Origin of the sequence: Streptomyces sp. NPDC127190, assembly GCF_042672505.1 — a bacterium.
In the GTDB taxonomy this organism is placed as follows: domain Bacteria; phylum Actinomycetota; class Actinomycetes; order Streptomycetales; family Streptomycetaceae; genus Streptomyces.
Genome location: NZ_JBHXVE010000050.1, coordinates 1 through 14,865 on the forward strand (window position 1 = coordinate 1; position 14,865 = coordinate 14,865).

Consider the following 14,865-nt stretch of genomic DNA (forward strand, 5'->3'; position numbering starts at 1 on the left):
GGAAGCTAAGCCTCACAGCGCCGATGGTACTGCAGGGGGGACCCTGTGGGAGAGTAGGACACCGCCGAACAATTATTGGGAAAACCCCCGCACCTATGGTGCGGGGGTTTTCTGCATTTCAGCGCCGGCGGCCCGATCAGAACAGGGCCGCCGGACATTCCCGCTGTCCGGCGGCCGTCTGAAAAGGGCTCAGCCCGCGGTCAGTTCCGTCAGCTCGGCCAGCGGCAGCGTGTGCTGGGTCTGGAGGACCTTCGCGCGCAGATAGCGGACGTTGTGGTCCGTGGTGAAGACGCCGGTCGGCACCCGGTCGCGGACCACGGTGCCCAGCGAGCGCAACTGCTCGGCCTTGTCGGGGTTGTTGGACAGCAGGTCCAGCTCGCCGATGCCGAGCGCGGTCAGCATCTGCGCGGCGGCCGTGTAGTCGCGGGCGTCCTCCGGCAGGCCGAGGGCGGCGTTCGCGGCGTAGGTGTCGAGGCCCTGGTCCTGAAGGGCGTACGCGTCGAGCTTGTTGTAGAGGCCGATGCCCCGGCCCTCCTGGCGGAGGTAGAGCAGCACTCCGCCGCGGTCGGCGATGCGCTCGACGGCCTCGCGCAGCTGGGGCCCGCAGTCGCAGCGGGCGGAGCCGAAGACGTCCCCGGTCAGGCACTCGGAGTGCAGCCGCACCAGCGGCACGGGGCCGGGGTCGCCGAGGACGACGGCGACATGCTCCTGGCCGTCGGCGAGGCCGTGGAAGGTGACCAGCTCGGCGTCGACGGCGTAACCGTCGTGGAAGCGCAGCGGTACCCGGACGCGGGCGCGCGGCGTGGCGGCAGGGAAGTCGGACATGCGGTCCTCCGGGCACGGACATGTGCTTCAGATTTGAAGCAGCGTTACGCGGTGGACCCTATCCCATGCTTCAAACTTAAAGCAATCGGAATATCAGGAACAGGAGGAGCGGCGCCGCCAGGGGACGTCCTCCGCCCCGGGCTCGGCGTCGTCGCCCTGGAGTCCGCGGGTGATCCCGGTACAGATCGCCTCCAGCTGCCCCACCTGCTCCGGGGTGAGCCGGTCGAACAGCGTGGACCGTACGGTCTCGACGTGCCCGGGTGCCGTACGCTCCAGGACGGTCATCCCCTCGTCGGTCAGGACCGCGAGCTGGCTGCGCTTGTCCCAGCGGCAGTCCTCCCGGCGCACCAGCCCGTCCCGTTCCAGCCGGGTCACGGCGTAGGTCAGCCTGCTGCGGGTGATCTTCAGCCGTTCGGCGAGGTCGGTCATGCGCAGCCGGCGGTCGGGTGCCTCGGACAGATAGGCCAGCACGGAGTAGAACAGGTGGGGCATGCCCGCGTCCTGCTGGAGCCGTCGGTCGATCGCGTCCTCGAGGAGGGTCTTCGCGGCGAGATACGCGCGCCACGCGCGCTGCTCCTCGGGGGTGAGCCAGCGGGTCGTCATGGTGCCAGTGTAAGTTTGTTTCAAACTTGAACCAAGAAGGTCTTGGTGGGGGAAAGTTCTCGCAGGGAGAGCGCGCCGATGTCGTACCCGTACGTGCTGTTGTCCGCCGCCGTCTCCCTGGACGGCTACCTGGACGACACCGGCCCCGACCGGCTGCTGCTGTCCAGCCCGGCCGACTTCGACCGGGTCGACGCGGTGCGGGCCTCCGTGGACGCCATTCTGATCGGCGCCGGCACCATCCGCGCCGACAATCCGCGCCTGCTGGTGAACTCCGCCGAGCGGCGTGCGGCCCGGGTCGCGGCGGGCCGGCCGGAGTACCCGCTGAAGGTGACCGTCACCGCCTCCGGCGATCTCGACCCGGGGGCGAACTTCTGGCACACCGGCGGCGACAAGGTCGTCTACACCACCGACCGGGGCGCCGAACGGGCCGCAGGCCTGCTCGGCGGCACGGCCGATGTCGTCGCGCTCGGGCCCGGCCTCGACTGGCGGCTGCTGCTGAAGCACCTGTACGAGGTGCGGGGTGTGCGGCGGCTGATGGTCGAGGGCGGCGGCCAGGTGCACACCCAGCTGCTCCAGCAGGGTCTCGCCGACGAACTCCAGCTGGTCCTCGCCCCGCTCTTCGTCGGTGACCCGGCGGCCCCGCGGCTGTTCGGCCCCGGGGGCTATCAGCCGGGCCGGCTGCGGCTCACCGAGACGCGCCGGATCGAGGACGTCGTCCTCATGCGGTACGAGCCCACCGCCCCCGGCACCGGTGCGGCCGCCACCGCCGCCGACCGGCACTGGCTGCGCACCGCCTGTGAGCTGGCCGCCCAGTGTCCGCCCTCGGAGACCGCGTTCAGCGTGGGCGCGGTGGTGGTCGCCGCGGACGGCACCGAGCTGGCCCGCGGCCACTCCCGGGAGGGCGGCGACGCGGTGGTCCACGCGGAGGAGGCGGCGCTGGCGAAGCTGGACCTGGCCGATCCGCGGCTGCCCGGCGCCACGGTCTACAGCAGCCTGGAGCCCTGTGCGCGGCGGGCGTCGCGGCCGGCGCCCTGTGCGGAGCTGATCCTCGGGGCGGGGGTGCGCCGGGTGGTCACCGCCTGGCGGGAGCCGGACACCTTCGTGGCGTCGGCCGACGGGGCCGGGCTGCTCGGTGCGGGGGGAGTGGAGGTCGTGGTCGTCCCCGAGCTGGAGGCGGTCGCCAAGGCGCCGAACTCTCATCTGTTGGCGGGCTGACTCCCGGCCCGCTTGGCCCGGTGAAACAGGCCGGCGCCCCTGCGGGGGCGCCCCTAGGGCCGTACACGCTCATGGAAACACTCAGGGCCGGAAACCATTGCTGGTTTCCGGCCCTGAGTTTCAGTAGCGGGGACAGGATTTGAACCTGCGACCTCTGGGTTATGAGCCCAGCGAGCTACCGAGCTGCTCCACCCCGCGTCGTTGTGACTTCAGTGTACGTCATCCGTGGGGTCCCGCGCACATCGGTTTACGGCGGGTCCTTTGGACGGGCTCATCCGGTCGGCCCACCGGGGTCGCCCGGCCTTGCCGGGCCCGCAAATCTGGAGGTACGTCGGACATGCGGGAGAGACACGGTGCGCCCTGGTGAGGTGGAGGAGAGCCCGTACGCCAGGGCGGGCGGCCGGCTCCCCGGCGACCCGGTGCCCGGGCCGGGCCACGGCGACCGGCCCGCCCCCGTGCGCCCTTCCCCGCTTGCTCCGCGCCGTCCGAGTGCCCGCGCCCTGGCCCGGGGCCTGCCCGTCCTGCTGATCTTCTGCGGTGTCCTCTACGGCCTGCTGACGCCGAGGGACTTCACCGCCGTCCCCTTCTTCACCGCCGCCGTGCTGATCGCGGCCCCGCTCAGTTCGCTGCGCAGCACCGCGCTGACCGGCCTCGCGGCGCTCGGCGCCACCTACGCCGTGCATGCGCAGGGCGGTGCCCGTCCGGCCGTGGCCACGGTCACCGATCTGGTCACCGTGGCCAGCGTCGCCGTGCTGGCCGGCGCCATCAACCGGGTGGTCCGCCTGGGTGACCGGCGGCTGGCCTCCGCCCGGGAGATCGCCGAGGCCGCCCAGCGGGCCGTACTGCCGGAGCCCGCGGCGCGGATCGGCGGTTTCCGGATCGCCGCCCGTTACGAGGCGGCGCGGCAGGACGCGTCCATCGGCGGCGACCTGTACGCGGTGCAGGACAGCCCGTACGGCGTCCGGCTGATCGTCGGGGATGTGCGGGGCAAGGGGCTGGGTGCCGTCGCGGCCGTCGCCGTGGTGATCGGCGCGTTCCGGGAGGCGGCCGAGCAGGAGGCCACGCTGGAGGAGGTGGCGCAGCGGCTGGAGCGGGCGCTGGCCCGCGAGGGCGCCCGGCGGGACGGTATCGACGCCTTCGAGGGGTTCACCACCGCCGTACTGGCCGAACTCCCGCACGGCGAGGGGCTCGTCCGGGTCGTCAACCGCGGCCATCCGCCGCCGCTGCTGCTGTACGCCGACGGCGCGGTGCGCACGCTGGCCGGGCCCGAGCCCGCGCTGCCGCTCGGCATGGGTGATCTCGGGGTGTGGCCGGACCGGGTGCTGGAGGCGGCCTTTCCGGGTGGGGCCACCCTGCTGCTCTACACCGACGGGCTGTCCGAGGCCCGGGACGTCCACGGCCGGTTCTACGACCCCGAGCGGCGGCTTACCGGCCGTACCTTCGCCGGTCCGGGCGCGCTGCTGGGGCGGCTCGCGGACGAGGTGCGGAGGCACTCCGGGGGAGGGATGGCGGATGACATGGCGCTGCTCGCCGTACGGCACCCCTGAGGGTCTCCCCGCAGGGGGTTCACGATGAGTGACCGGGCGACTCCGCGCGCATAACATCTGAGTCACCATCAAAAACGCTGTGACTCCTGAACGGTGGCCGAGTCGCCGTCAACTCGCCCGGTTTGCTGGTCTTGTGACCCTTAAGTACCGGCATAAAAGGTTAACGATCAAGCTGGACGGGCTTGGAAAGTAACCGCAGGGTCTATTAACGTTCGATAACGCAGCGCGGTCGTCCCAGCCGTCACAAGAGGCGGCTCCGTGCGCACGCGCCGAATCCCGTAAGGGAACCGGGGAACCACCACCTTGGGGTGAATCACGCGGACACCGTCGTGGACTTGCCGAGCGGACTCGGCCCACGATCGGTTTACGCGCGTAGGAGACCTTCCTGCTCCGAACCCGTCAGCTAACCCGGTAGGCGGAGGAAGGAAAGGAGCGCGCCCGCGTGGCGTCCAACCGGCCTGCCCCAGAAGCCCCGTTCATACCCGCTCAGCGCGAGACGGACACCTTCGGATACGGCTCCCCCGCCGCCGAGGACGGCCCCTGGGAGGAGTGGAACCCCACTGCGGAGTCCGTCGCTCCGGTCCGCGGTCGGCACCGCGTCGCCAAGCAGCGCGGCGGCTTCGCGCGCAGCTCCACCGTCCTCGGTGTCGGCGTGATGGCCGCCGTCGGCGCGGGCGGCATGGCCAGCGCCAACCCCGGCAAGGTGCCGGTCTCCGTCTCCATGCCGGACCTGGACTCCGTCGAGCACCTCTTCGGCGGCGACTCCGCCGACGCCCCCAAGGACGCCGGCGGCACGCTCGGCACCGTCGGCGTGGCCTCGGCCGAGGCCGGGCAGAGCGGTGGCGCGGGCGAGGCCCTGCGCAACCGGATCATGGCCCAGGCCGAGCAGCAGAAGGGGCAGGCCGACAGCAAGGCCACCATCGCCGCGCTCGCCGCCTCCGAGAAGCAGACCGCCGCCGCGGCCGCCAAGGCCGAGCAGGCGGCCGCCGCCAAGGCCGCCGCCGCCAAGCAGAAGGCGGAGGCCGACGCCAAGAAGGAGGCCGAGGCCAAGCGCCTGGCCGAGCTGGCCAAGCAGTACTCGCTGCCGGTCGTGTCCTACACGATCACCGGCACCTTCGGGCAGCCCGGCTCGATGTGGTCCTCCGGCTACCACACCGGCCTGGACTTCGCCGCCCCCACCGGCACCCTCATCAAGTCGGTGCACGCCGGCAAGGTGACCGAGGCGGGCTGGGCCGGCGCCTACGGCTACCGCACGGTCATCACCCTCGACGACGGCACCCAGCTCTGGTACTGCCACCAGTCCTCGATCAACGTCTCGGTCGGCCAGCAGGTGAACACCGGCGACGTCATCGGCCGCGTCGGTGCGACCGGCAACGTCACCGGGCCGCACCTGCACCTGGAGGTCCACCCGGACGGCCAGCCCACCGCCATCGACCCCATGGCCTGGCTGCGCGACAAGGGCCTCAACCCCTGACAGGCCCGGCTTTCCGGGTGAACGCGGCGCCGGCGGAGGAATGCGCTTCCTCTCGCCGGCGTTGGCATTGATCATGACTTCACTGCGCACACTCGGCTCTTCCGACCTCGAGGTCTTCCCGCTCGCCCTGGGCGGCAACGTCTTCGGCTGGACCGCCGACGAGGACACCTCCTTCGCCGTCCTCGACGCCTACACGGCCGCCGGCGGCAACTTCATCGACACCGCGGACGTCTACTCGGCCTGGGCCGAGGGCAACAAGGGCGGCGAGTCGGAGACGATCATCGGCGCGTGGCTGAAGGCGCGCGGCAACCGCGACAACGTCGTCGTCGCCACCAAGGTCAGCCAGCACCCCGAGTTCCAGGGCCTGTCCGCGGCCACCATCAAGGCCGCCGCCGACGCCTCCCTGCGCCGTCTCGGCACCGACTACATCGACCTGTACTACACCCACTACGACCAGCCCGAGGTGCCGGTCGAGGAGATCATCGGCGCCCTGGACGAGCTGGTGAAGGCGGGCAAGGTCCGGCACATCGCCGCCTCCAACATCGGCGCCGAGCGCCTTCAGGCCTCCCTGGACTTCTCCGCCCGCGAGGGCCTGGCCCGCTATGTCGCCGTCCAGCCCCACTACAACCTGGTCTCCCGCGACACCTACGAGGGTGACCTCCAGGACCTCGCCGCCCGCGAGGGCCTGTCCGCGGTCCCGTACTACGCCCTCGCCTCCGGCTTCCTGACCGGCAAGTACCGCCCCGGTGCGACGGTCGACAGCGCCCGCGCCGGAGCCGCCGCGAAGCACCTGGAGTCCGAGCGCGGCCGGCGGGTCCTCGCCGCCCTGGACGAGGTCGCCGCCGCCCATGAGGCCCCGGTCGCCACGGTCGCCCTGGCCTGGCTCGCCGCCCAGCCGACGGTGGCGGCTCCCATCGCCTCGGCCCGTACGGTGTCCCAGCTGCCGGCCCTGACGGAGGTGGCGAACCTGACCCTGACGAAGGAGCAGCTCACGACGCTGACCGAGGCGTCGGCCTGATCACCGTCTCCCCGGTGTGACCCGGCGGTGCCGATCCCCGCGAGATCCCGGCCCCTAGGTGCGGTAGGGGTTGTATGCGGGATACCCGGAGTACCCGGAGTACCCGGAGTACCCGGAGTACGTGGAGTATCCGGCGTACCCGGGGTTTCCGGGGTTCGGCGCCGCCGGGTGTGCGTACGGCGGCCAGTACGCCGGGGCAGGGGCGATGGCCCGGGCCGCGTACTCGAGCGCGGGACGCGCCGTCTCCCTGCGGCGCCACAGCTCCTCCAGCACCTCCCGCTCCCGTACGACGAAGTCGGCCCCGGCCCGGCCCCGGCGCCCCCGGCGCCGCAGTGACGCCAGCGAGGTGGCGTACGTCTCGTACTCCGCCACCACCCGGGCGGCCGGGCGCCCGGCGTGGTGCCGGGCGAAGTCCCGGGCCATCCGCCGCGCCCGCATCGAACCGAGCGCGAACGGCTCGCCCGGGCCCAGCCACCCCGCCGACACATACGCCGGCAGCTCCTCCCGCACGATCCGCAGCTCCCGCTGCCGCGTCCAGATCGACAGCCAGGTCAGCAGCGCGAACACGGGCACCATGAAGCCGCCGTACACGCCGAAGAAGCCGTACGGCCCGAAGGTGGCGGAGCCGTTCCACAGGGCGTGCATGCTCATCGCGAGCAGCAGCCCGCCGAGCGGCACCAGGGTGCGCCGGGCCCGCTGCCGCTCCCCGGACAGCGCGGCCACGCCGAAGCCGAGCCCGGTGAGGGTGGTGAACAGGGGGTGCGCGAACGGGGACATCACGATGCGCACGAAGAAGGTCGCGGCGGTGACGGAGGCGATGCCGCGGTCGCCGGTGAGCTGGTCGGTCCCGAAGGCCGTACCGAGGTAGAGGATGTTCTCGGTGAACGCGAACCCGGTCGCGGTGGTCCCGGCTATCACCACGCCGTCCACGATCCCGGTGAAGTCGCGTCTCTTGAAGAGGAAGACCAGCAGCACGGCCGCGGCTTTCGCGGACTCCTCGACGATCGGCGCTATCACCGTCGCCCCGAGGGTGTCGGCGCCGGCCTGGTCGGCGGTGGCGGTGGCTATCCAGTGGGTCGCGAAGCTGTTGGCGACGATGGCTATCAGCGCCGCCGCGCAGGCCCCCCAGGCGAAGGCGAAGACCTGGTTCCGCCAAGGGCCGGGCTCGACCCGGTCCAGCCAGCGGAAGGCGGATATGAGCCAGGGCACGGGCAGCACGGCCAGCCCGAGCCCGACCAGGAACCCTTCCGTGCCGGTCTGCCGGCGCACCAGCGCGAGAATCACCAGCCCGGACAGCGCGAGCAGCGTGATCAGTGCTCCGTACCGCACCCACCGGTGCTGCCACCAGTGCGGATGGCGCAGGGTGCCGCCGCCGGGGCTGAGGGGGTAGGTCGGGTACGGGGGACTGGTGGCCACGGGCATCGACCCTAACGACGGCGGGACGAGGGGCCGGCGCGTTTCCGCCCCTGCTTGCTGGACTTATCCGTCCTGGCCGTGCGGTACGCGCCGGAACAGCAGATCGTTCACCACATGACCCTTGTCCAGCCCCTGCCCCTCGAAACGGGTCAGCGGCCGGAATGCGGGCCGGGGCGCGAAACCGCCGTCCGCCTGCGTGTTCTCGAAGGCCGGGTGGGCGCTGAGCACCTCGAGCATCTGCTCGGCGTACGGCTCCCAGTCGGTCGCGCAGTGCACGATCGCGCCGGGCTTCAGCCGCTCGGCGGCGAGCGTCAGGAACTCGGGCTGGATCAGCCGGCGCTTGTGGTGCCGCTTCTTGGGCCAGGGGTCCGGGAAGTACACGCGCAGCCCGTCGAGGGAGTCGGGCCGGAGCATCTCGCGGAGCAGGATGATCGCGTCCCCGTTGCCCACCCGGACGTTGGACAGCCCGTTCTGGTCGGCGAGGTTCAGCAGGTTGCCCTGGCCCGGGGTGTGCACGTCGATGGCGAGGATGTTGGTGTCCGGGTCGGCGGCGGCCATCTGCGCGGTGGCCTCGCCCATCCCGAACCCGATCTCCAGCACGACCGGCCTGTCGTTGCCGAACAGCTCGCCGAGGTCGATGATCCGCTGCCCGTCGATGTCCAGCCCCCACTGGGGCCACAGCCGCTGGAGGGCGTCGGCCTGCCCGGCCGTCACCCGGCTGCGCCGCGGCTGGAAGCTGCGGATCCGCCGCTCGAAGTGCGAGCCGGCGGGGTCGGCCTTGGGCCCGTCGGGAAACCGCGGCTCGCCCTTGGCCCGGGTGTGCCGGATGGAGTCGCCGGGGGCGTGGAGGGCCGACGAGGGGGCTTCGGGGAGGTTCAGGGAGTCAGACACAGTGCTTCCGATTTTACGGCGCGCGGGGAGCGCCTCCCGGAGGTCGGTCGCGTGGAGAGAACGGTCGCTCGCGTGGAGGGATCGGCTGGGTTCGTGCGGGGAGCGGTCGGGTCGGTGCGGGGGACGGCCGGTCTCGTGCGGGGAGCGGTCGGGTCGGTGCGGGGGACGGCCGGTCTCGTGCGGGGAGCGGTCGGGTCGGTGAGGGGCGCGGCCGGTCTCGTGCGGGGAGCGGTCGGGTCGGTGCGGGGCGCGGCCGGTCTCGTGCGGGTACGGCACTACAGCGAGCCGAGCATCGACAGCGCCCGGCGTCCGACCTCCCTGCCGATCGGCAGGGAAGCGGTGGCGGCCGGGGACGGGGCGTTCAGCACATGCACGGCGCGGCTCCCCTCGCGGATGAGGAAGTCGTCCACCAGCGTGCCGTCCCGCAGCACCGCCTGGGCGCGCACTCCCGCGGGCGCCCGCACCAGGTCGTCCCGCTCGACCGCCGGCAGCAGTCTGCGCACCGCTTCCAGGAAGGCTCTCCGGGACACCGACCGGCGCAGCTCACCCGCTCCGTACCGCCAGTGCTGCCGGGCGATCACCCAGGAGCCCGGCCAGGCCACGGTCCCGGCCAGCTCGCGGGGGCGGACGACCCCCCAGCCGTATCCCTCCCGGGCCAGCGCGGGGACCGCGTTGGGGCCGATGTGCACGCCGCCGTCGATGCCCCGGGTCAGATGCACCCCGAGGAACGGGAACGCCGGGTCCGGCACCGGATAGACCAGGCCGCGCACCAGCTCGGGCCGGGCCAGCTCGTAGTACTCCCCGCGGAACGGCACGATGCGCACCCCGGGGTCGTCCCCGGTCAGCCGGGCGAGCCGGTCGCAGTGCAGCCCGGCGCAGTTCACCAGCACGCGCGCGCGGACGACGTCACCGGCGGCGGTGCGCACGGCCACGCCCCGCTCCGGCCGGCGGTCCACCTGGACGACCTCGGCGCCGTACCGGATCTCGGCGCCCGAGGCGGCCGCGAGATGGCGGGCGACCTCGACGTAGTCGCAGATGCCGGTGGTGCCGACGTGTATGGCGGCCAGGCCGCGCACCTCCGGTTCGTACTCGGAGATCTGGGCGGGGCCCAGCTCGCGGACCGGGATGCCGTTCTCCCGGCCGCGCTGCACGAGGGCGTGCAGCCGGGGCAGCTCCTCGCGCTCGGTGGCGACGATCAGCTTGCCGGTGACGGCGTGCGCGATGCCGTACTCGGCGCAGAACTTCACCATCTCGGCGGCGCCGCGCACCGCGTACCGCGCCTTGAGGGAGCCGGGGCGGTAGTAGATCCCGCTGTGGATGACCCCGCTGTTGCGCCCCGTCTGGTGCCGGGCCGGTCCCGGCTCCTTCTCCAGCACGGTCACCCGCGTGCCCGGCGCGGCACGCGTGATCGCATACGCCGTCGACAGACCGACGATCCCGCCCCCGACCACGAGCACATCACCGTCGTACGCCCCGACCCGCACCGAGCACCACCTCCACCCTCGATAGTGCACTGCGCCACTGACAACGCCTTCAAACGCCCTCGGGCGGCGGGACCGCGCCGGCGGCGCGGGCGGGTGCGGAGGCCGCCTACGCCGGTGTCATCAGCAGCGGCCGGGCCCGCTCCCGCAGCTCCACCACCCGGGGCTCGTCCCCGTACGGCTCCAGCCGGTGCAGGAGATCCTTCACGTACTCGGTGGTCCGGGCCGAGGAGATCCGCCCGGCCACCTCCACGGCCCGCACCCCCTGCTCGCAGGCCGCGTCGAGATTGCCGGACTCCAGCTCGGCGACGGCCGACACCACCAGCCGCAGCCCGTGCGAGCGCACGAACTCCTCCGTCGGCTTGGACAGCGCCTGCTCGGTGAAGCGCCGTACCTGCCGTGGCGCCTTCAGGTCGCGGTAGCACTCGGCGGCGTCGGCGGCGAACCGGTCGTAGCCGTAGAACCCGAGCCAGGAGGGGTCGTTGTCGCCTTCCCGGGACCGCTCCAGCCATCCCTCGGCGGCCTTGAGTGCCGCGCCCGCGGCCTGTGCGTCTCCCGCGCGCGCGTGTGCCCGTGCCTCGACCAGCCGGAAGAAGCTCATCGTGCGGGCCGTCGCCAGTCCCCGGTTGCGCTCCAGCGCGGCCTGGGCCAGGTCGACGCCCTCGTCGCCGAAGCCCCGGTAGGTCGCCTGGAGCGACATGGAGGCGAGGACGTACCCGCCGAGCGGGACGTCGGCCGCCGCGCGCGCGAGGCGCAGCGCCTGGATGTAGTAGCGCTGGGCCGCCTCCTGCTGGCCGGTGTCGAAGGCCATCCACCCGGCCAGCCGGGTGAGTTCCGCGGTGGCGCCGAACAGGGCGCGGCCGACCTCGTCGGAGTAGGCGCCGAGGAGCAGGGGCGCCGCCTCCACGCGCAGGCACTCCGGCACCATGGACGAACGCCAGTCGCCGCCCCCGTACTTGGAGTCCCAGCGCCTGGCGTCCTCGGCTGCCTCCCGCAGTTTGCGCACATCACTGTGGCCGACTTTGATCGGTGCGCCGGAGCCTTCGGCGGTTTCCGCCTCCCGTGCGACCGAGCTGTCGGCGGGGGTTATCAGCCATCGTGAGGCAGGCGTTGCGTATGCGCTCACTGCGAACGATCCGGCGAGCGACTGCCAGATGCCGCCGGACCCGGCCCGGCGGCCGGCGAGGTCGAGACGGTACAGCTCGGTCGCCGACCGCACCGCCTGTCCTACGTCTCTGGGGAAGGCGAGGCCCACTTCGGGCGCGGGATCCGCGTCCGCCAGGCCGATCTCGTGGAGCGGCACCGGCCGGCCGAGCTTCTGGCCGATGGCGGCGGCGATGAGGTGCGGTGCCGCGCCCTGGGGCACCATCCCCTTCGACACCCAGCGCGCCACGGAGGTCTTGTCGTAGCGAAGAGTCAACCCGCGTTGCGCGCCGAGGTCGTTGACGCGTCGCGCGAGGCCTGCGTTGCTGATTCCCGCGAGGGCGAGAACGGCGCCGAGCTTTTCGTTCGGCCCGCGTTGCTCCCTGGACATGCGCCACCCCTCGACACAGACGGCTGCCGCGCTGGCATAACCACGCGGCATTCGTAAACCCAGCGTAGTTCGCCGCATCCCAAGCGTTAAGGGGCATTGTTCCGGATGGCGGGATTGTGGTCCGTACGGCAGTGCGGTCCTGTACGCACCGTGCACGGTCTGTCGCCGCGTGCCCCCGGCCGTGTGGCCGTGCGCCCGTCCGTGCGCTCTTCTCCGGCCATCGGGGGAGCGGTTCCATGGGTCCTGCGTGGGTCGGCCCGCTGTACTGGATCCAGTGGGCTGGGGGACACCGCCACCTTCATCCCCGCGGGTGGCGGACCGGTCCGGGAGGCGATGCCCGCCTCCCGGACTGTGCGCGTATCGGCGCCGCCGCGCGCTCCGCAGGCCTGTACGGAGCGTGCTCACCGCCGCGCCGACTCTTACGATTTGGCTGAAAATCGACCCTGGTGCTCCATGGTCGTACACGCCTCTCACCACGCAACTTGAGGGCGCACGGGGCGTTCTGGGGGAGCGTATAGGGGGCGCGTTCGTATCGCCCCGCCGGGTGCCTCCACTTCGGGTCCGCACCGCGCGGGCGTCAACTTCCCTTGCCGTGGTGCACGTGAGGCGGTGTCACCGCCCCTCCACGGCACGCCCTTCGTGGCAGCATGGGGTCCTGTTCGTACGGTGCAGGGGTTGTCCACAGGCTGTGGAGGCGTCGATGCGGTGGTTGGTGGGTTGGAGCAGCACCGCCCCGGGCGTCGCCGGGACCGGCTCCGCGGGCGCCCTCGGCTACGACGGCGAGACCCTGCACCCGGTCGGCTCCCAACTCCTGTGGGGCGACCCGGATCCGCTGTGGGCCGTCGGCGACTGGCGCCCGGACGAGGTGCGGGTGGTGCAGGCCGACGCGGACAACCGGATCGCCGTCCTCGGCATCTGCGGCGCCTCGGACGAGGAGCTGCGGCGGGCGCTGTTCACCGCGCGCGGGGGCGCACTGCGCCATCTGACCTGCTGGCCCGGCAGTTACACGGCCGTCGTCCGGGTGGGCCGCCGCATCACCGTCTGCGGCGACCTCGCGGGGGCGCGCCCGGTGTTCCACACCCCCTGGGCGGGCGGTACGGCCTACGCCACCGCCGCGCTGCCCCTCGCCGACCTCGTGGAGGCCAACCTCGACTTCGGTCATCTGGCCGCGCTGCTCGCCGCCCCCGATGTACCCGCCGCGCTGCGCGACACCACCCCGTACGAGGGCGTACGCCGCGTTCCGCCGGGGCATGCGCTGGTGCTGCGCGCCGGGGTGCGCGAGATCACCGGGTACGAGCCGGTCGCCTCGCTCGCCGTGGCCGCGCCCCCGGCCGACCCCGACCGCGCGGTGGACGCCGTACGGGACGCCCTCGTGGAGGCCGTCCGCACCCGGCTGGCCGCGCCCCGGCACGTGCCCGACCTGGACCCCGGCCCGGTGCCCGGCATGGGGCCCGCCGAGCGGCGCGCCCGGCGGGGCATGCCGGTACCCGGCATCGGCGCCGACCTGTCCGGCGGACCGGCCTCCGGCACCCTCGCCCTGCTCGCCGCGGGCCTTCCCGGCAGACCCGGCATGCTCGTCGGGCAGGGCACCGGCGCAGGCGAACGCCTTCTCGCCGTCACCTTCAACGACCTCGCCGTGAGCGGCCGCGAGGCCGAACTGGAACGCGCCGGCGCCCTCGCCGCGGGCCCCCGCCTGCACCACGTGGTGGTCACCGGCGGCGAGGAGAGCCTGCCGTACGCCGACCTGGACGGCCCGCTCACCGACGAACCGGGCCCCTCGCTGGTGCAGGCCGCCCGGCACCGGGCCCGGTTCGCCGCGGGCAGCGCCGACCACTTCATCGGCCATGGCGCCCGCCAGGTCCTGGACGCCCACCCCGCCCGGCTCGCCGACCTGCTGATGGACCGCAGACGGCGCGATCTGGTCCGGCCGGTCGCCGCACTCACCCGCGCCGACGGCTCGGTGATGGTTCCCGCGCGCGTGTACGGCGCGGCCCGCCGGCTGGCCCGTACGCCCTACCGCGCGGGCCTGGAGTTCCTGGCCGAGCGGCTGATGCGGCGCCGCTTCGACGAGCCCAAGGGGGCGGTCGGCGCGTCCCTCGCCGCGCTGACCTGGGCCAGACCCGGGCCGGCGGCCCGCTGGCTGACGGGGGAGGCACTGGCTGAAGTATCGGTTCTGCTCCAGGCGGCGGCGGAGGGCTCCGCCGCGGGCCCCGACCGCCGCCCCGGTGACCACCGCGCGCGTGCGGCGCTCGCCCGGTACGCCGCCGACCTGCGCATCCTGGAACAGGCCGCCGAGATCCGCTCCCAGCGCCTGCACGCGCCCTTCCTCGACAACCAGGTCGTCCGGGCCTGCCGCGCCCTGCCCGAGTCGCTGCGCGTCCAGCCCGGCGCCCGGGCCGCCGTCCTGCGTACGGTCCTGGAGGGCGCCGGCGTCACCGACCTCCCGCCCGGCTGGGGCGCCCCCTCCCACGCCTCGTCGGCGGCGGCCGCGCGCGCGGGCCTGCGCGTGTCCGCCGACCCCCTGCTGGACCTGTTCGCCACCCCGCTGCTCGCCGACGCGGGCCTGGTCGAGGCCCGCGTCGTCCGCAAGGCCGTCCGCGCGGCGGCCGCCGGCGAACCCCTCCCCCTGGACGGCCTGGCCGACCTCGTCTCCCTCGAACTCTGGCTCCGCCGCCTCCTCGCCCGCCGCGGCACCTGCTGGACGGGCACGCCGTCCCGAGCGCGGGCGGTTCCGTCGGGAATCCAGCGGCGCAGGGGGGTTCTGGCGCCGGGAGGTTAGTGCAGCCGAGCCCGGGGGCCCGCCCATCGCGGCGAAGTTGCGGACCGGGGCGGGTGCGGTGTTCCGGTGCGGTTCCTGCGGA

General features: G+C 73.2%; 11 protein-coding genes, 1 tRNA gene and 1 riboswitch. Of the genes, 5 read left to right on the top strand and 7 right to left on the bottom strand.

Going from position 1 to position 14,865, the window contains the following annotated elements:
- Nucleotides 1–189 precede the first annotated feature (189 nt).
- Complete coding sequence (gene ribA, locus ACFVIU_RS38245) at nt 190–825, bottom strand: GTP cyclohydrolase II (protein WP_385848346.1); 636 nt, start codon at nt 823–825, stop codon at nt 190–192.
- Nucleotides 826–918: 93 nt separating this feature from the next.
- Complete coding sequence (locus ACFVIU_RS38250; protein ID WP_385848348.1) at nt 919–1,428, bottom strand: MarR family winged helix-turn-helix transcriptional regulator; 510 nt, start codon at nt 1,426–1,428, stop codon at nt 919–921.
- Nucleotides 1,429–1,506: 78 nt separating this feature from the next.
- On the opposite strand from ACFVIU_RS38250, the gene ACFVIU_RS38255 reads away from it, so the two are divergent.
- Nucleotides 1,507–2,643: a dihydrofolate reductase family protein gene (locus tag ACFVIU_RS38255; protein ID WP_385848349.1), complete on the top strand. Its 1,137-nt coding sequence runs from the start codon at nt 1,507–1,509 to the stop codon at nt 2,641–2,643.
- Between the two features lie 124 nt (nt 2,644–2,767).
- On the opposite strand, the gene ACFVIU_RS38260 is transcribed toward ACFVIU_RS38255, so the two are convergent.
- Nucleotides 2,768–2,841, bottom strand: a tRNA-Met gene (locus ACFVIU_RS38260).
- 155 nt (nt 2,842–2,996) lie between these two features.
- Here ACFVIU_RS38260 and ACFVIU_RS38265 point away from each other — a divergent pair.
- From ACFVIU_RS38265 to ACFVIU_RS38275, 3 genes are all read left to right on the top strand, one after another.
- Nucleotides 2,997–4,190, top strand: a complete 1,194-nt coding sequence (locus ACFVIU_RS38265; RefSeq protein ID WP_385848351.1) for a PP2C family protein-serine/threonine phosphatase — start codon at nt 2,997–2,999, stop codon at nt 4,188–4,190.
- A 257-nt stretch (nt 4,191–4,447) separates the two neighbouring features.
- A riboswitch (cyclic di-AMP (ydaO/yuaA leader) is annotated at nt 4,448–4,625 on the top strand.
- 7 nt (nt 4,626–4,632) lie between these two features.
- A complete protein-coding gene (locus ACFVIU_RS38270) occupies nt 4,633–5,664 on the top strand; it encodes a M23 family metallopeptidase (RefSeq protein WP_385848352.1) in 1,032 nt (343 codons plus the stop codon).
- 73 nt (nt 5,665–5,737) lie between these two features.
- A complete protein-coding gene (locus ACFVIU_RS38275; RefSeq protein ID WP_385848353.1) occupies nt 5,738–6,682 on the top strand; it encodes an aldo/keto reductase in 945 nt (314 codons plus the stop codon).
- Between the two features lie 54 nt (nt 6,683–6,736).
- Here the strand turns inward: ACFVIU_RS38275 and ACFVIU_RS38280 are convergent, their stop codons facing one another.
- From ACFVIU_RS38280 to ACFVIU_RS38295, 4 genes are all read right to left on the bottom strand, one after another.
- Nucleotides 6,737–8,098, bottom strand: a complete 1,362-nt coding sequence (locus ACFVIU_RS38280; RefSeq protein ID WP_385848354.1) for a PrsW family intramembrane metalloprotease — start codon at nt 8,096–8,098, stop codon at nt 6,737–6,739.
- A gap of 63 nt (nt 8,099–8,161) precedes the next feature.
- Entirely contained in the window at nt 8,162–8,989 is an 828-nt protein-coding gene (gene trmB / locus ACFVIU_RS38285; RefSeq protein WP_385848356.1) for a tRNA (guanosine(46)-N7)-methyltransferase TrmB, read from the bottom strand.
- Nucleotides 8,990–9,264: 275 nt separating this feature from the next.
- Nucleotides 9,265–10,473 (bottom strand): L-2-hydroxyglutarate oxidase, encoded by a 1,209-nt coding sequence (gene lhgO / locus ACFVIU_RS38290; RefSeq protein WP_385848357.1) that lies wholly within the window; start codon nt 10,471–10,473, stop codon nt 9,265–9,267.
- A gap of 106 nt (nt 10,474–10,579) precedes the next feature.
- Entirely contained in the window at nt 10,580–12,004 is a 1,425-nt protein-coding gene (locus ACFVIU_RS38295; protein WP_385848359.1) for an MFS transporter, read from the bottom strand.
- Between the two features lie 700 nt (nt 12,005–12,704).
- Here ACFVIU_RS38295 and ACFVIU_RS38300 point away from each other — a divergent pair.
- Nucleotides 12,705–14,783, top strand: a complete 2,079-nt coding sequence (locus tag ACFVIU_RS38300; protein ID WP_385848360.1) for an asparagine synthase-related protein — start codon at nt 12,705–12,707, stop codon at nt 14,781–14,783.
- Nucleotides 14,784–14,865: the final 82 nt, after the last annotated feature.

Coding starts and splice junctions, on each gene's coding strand:
- ACFVIU_RS38255 (WP_385848349.1), top strand. CDS start 1,507: ATGTCGTACCCGTACGTGCTGTTGTCCGCCGCCGTCTCCCTGGACGGC.
- ACFVIU_RS38300 (WP_385848360.1), top strand. CDS start 12,705: ATGCGGTGGTTGGTGGGTTGGAGCAGCACCGCCCCGGGCGTCGCCGGG.
- ACFVIU_RS38275 (WP_385848353.1), top strand. CDS start 5,738: ATGACTTCACTGCGCACACTCGGCTCTTCCGACCTCGAGGTCTTCCCG.
- ACFVIU_RS38250 (WP_385848348.1), bottom strand. CDS start 1,428: ATGACGACCCGCTGGCTCACCCCCGAGGAGCAGCGCGCGTGGCGCGCG.
- ACFVIU_RS38295 (WP_385848359.1), bottom strand. CDS start 12,004: ATGTCCAGGGAGCAACGCGGGCCGAACGAAAAGCTCGGCGCCGTTCTC.
- ribA (WP_385848346.1), bottom strand. CDS start 825: ATGTCCGACTTCCCTGCCGCCACGCCGCGCGCCCGCGTCCGGGTACCG.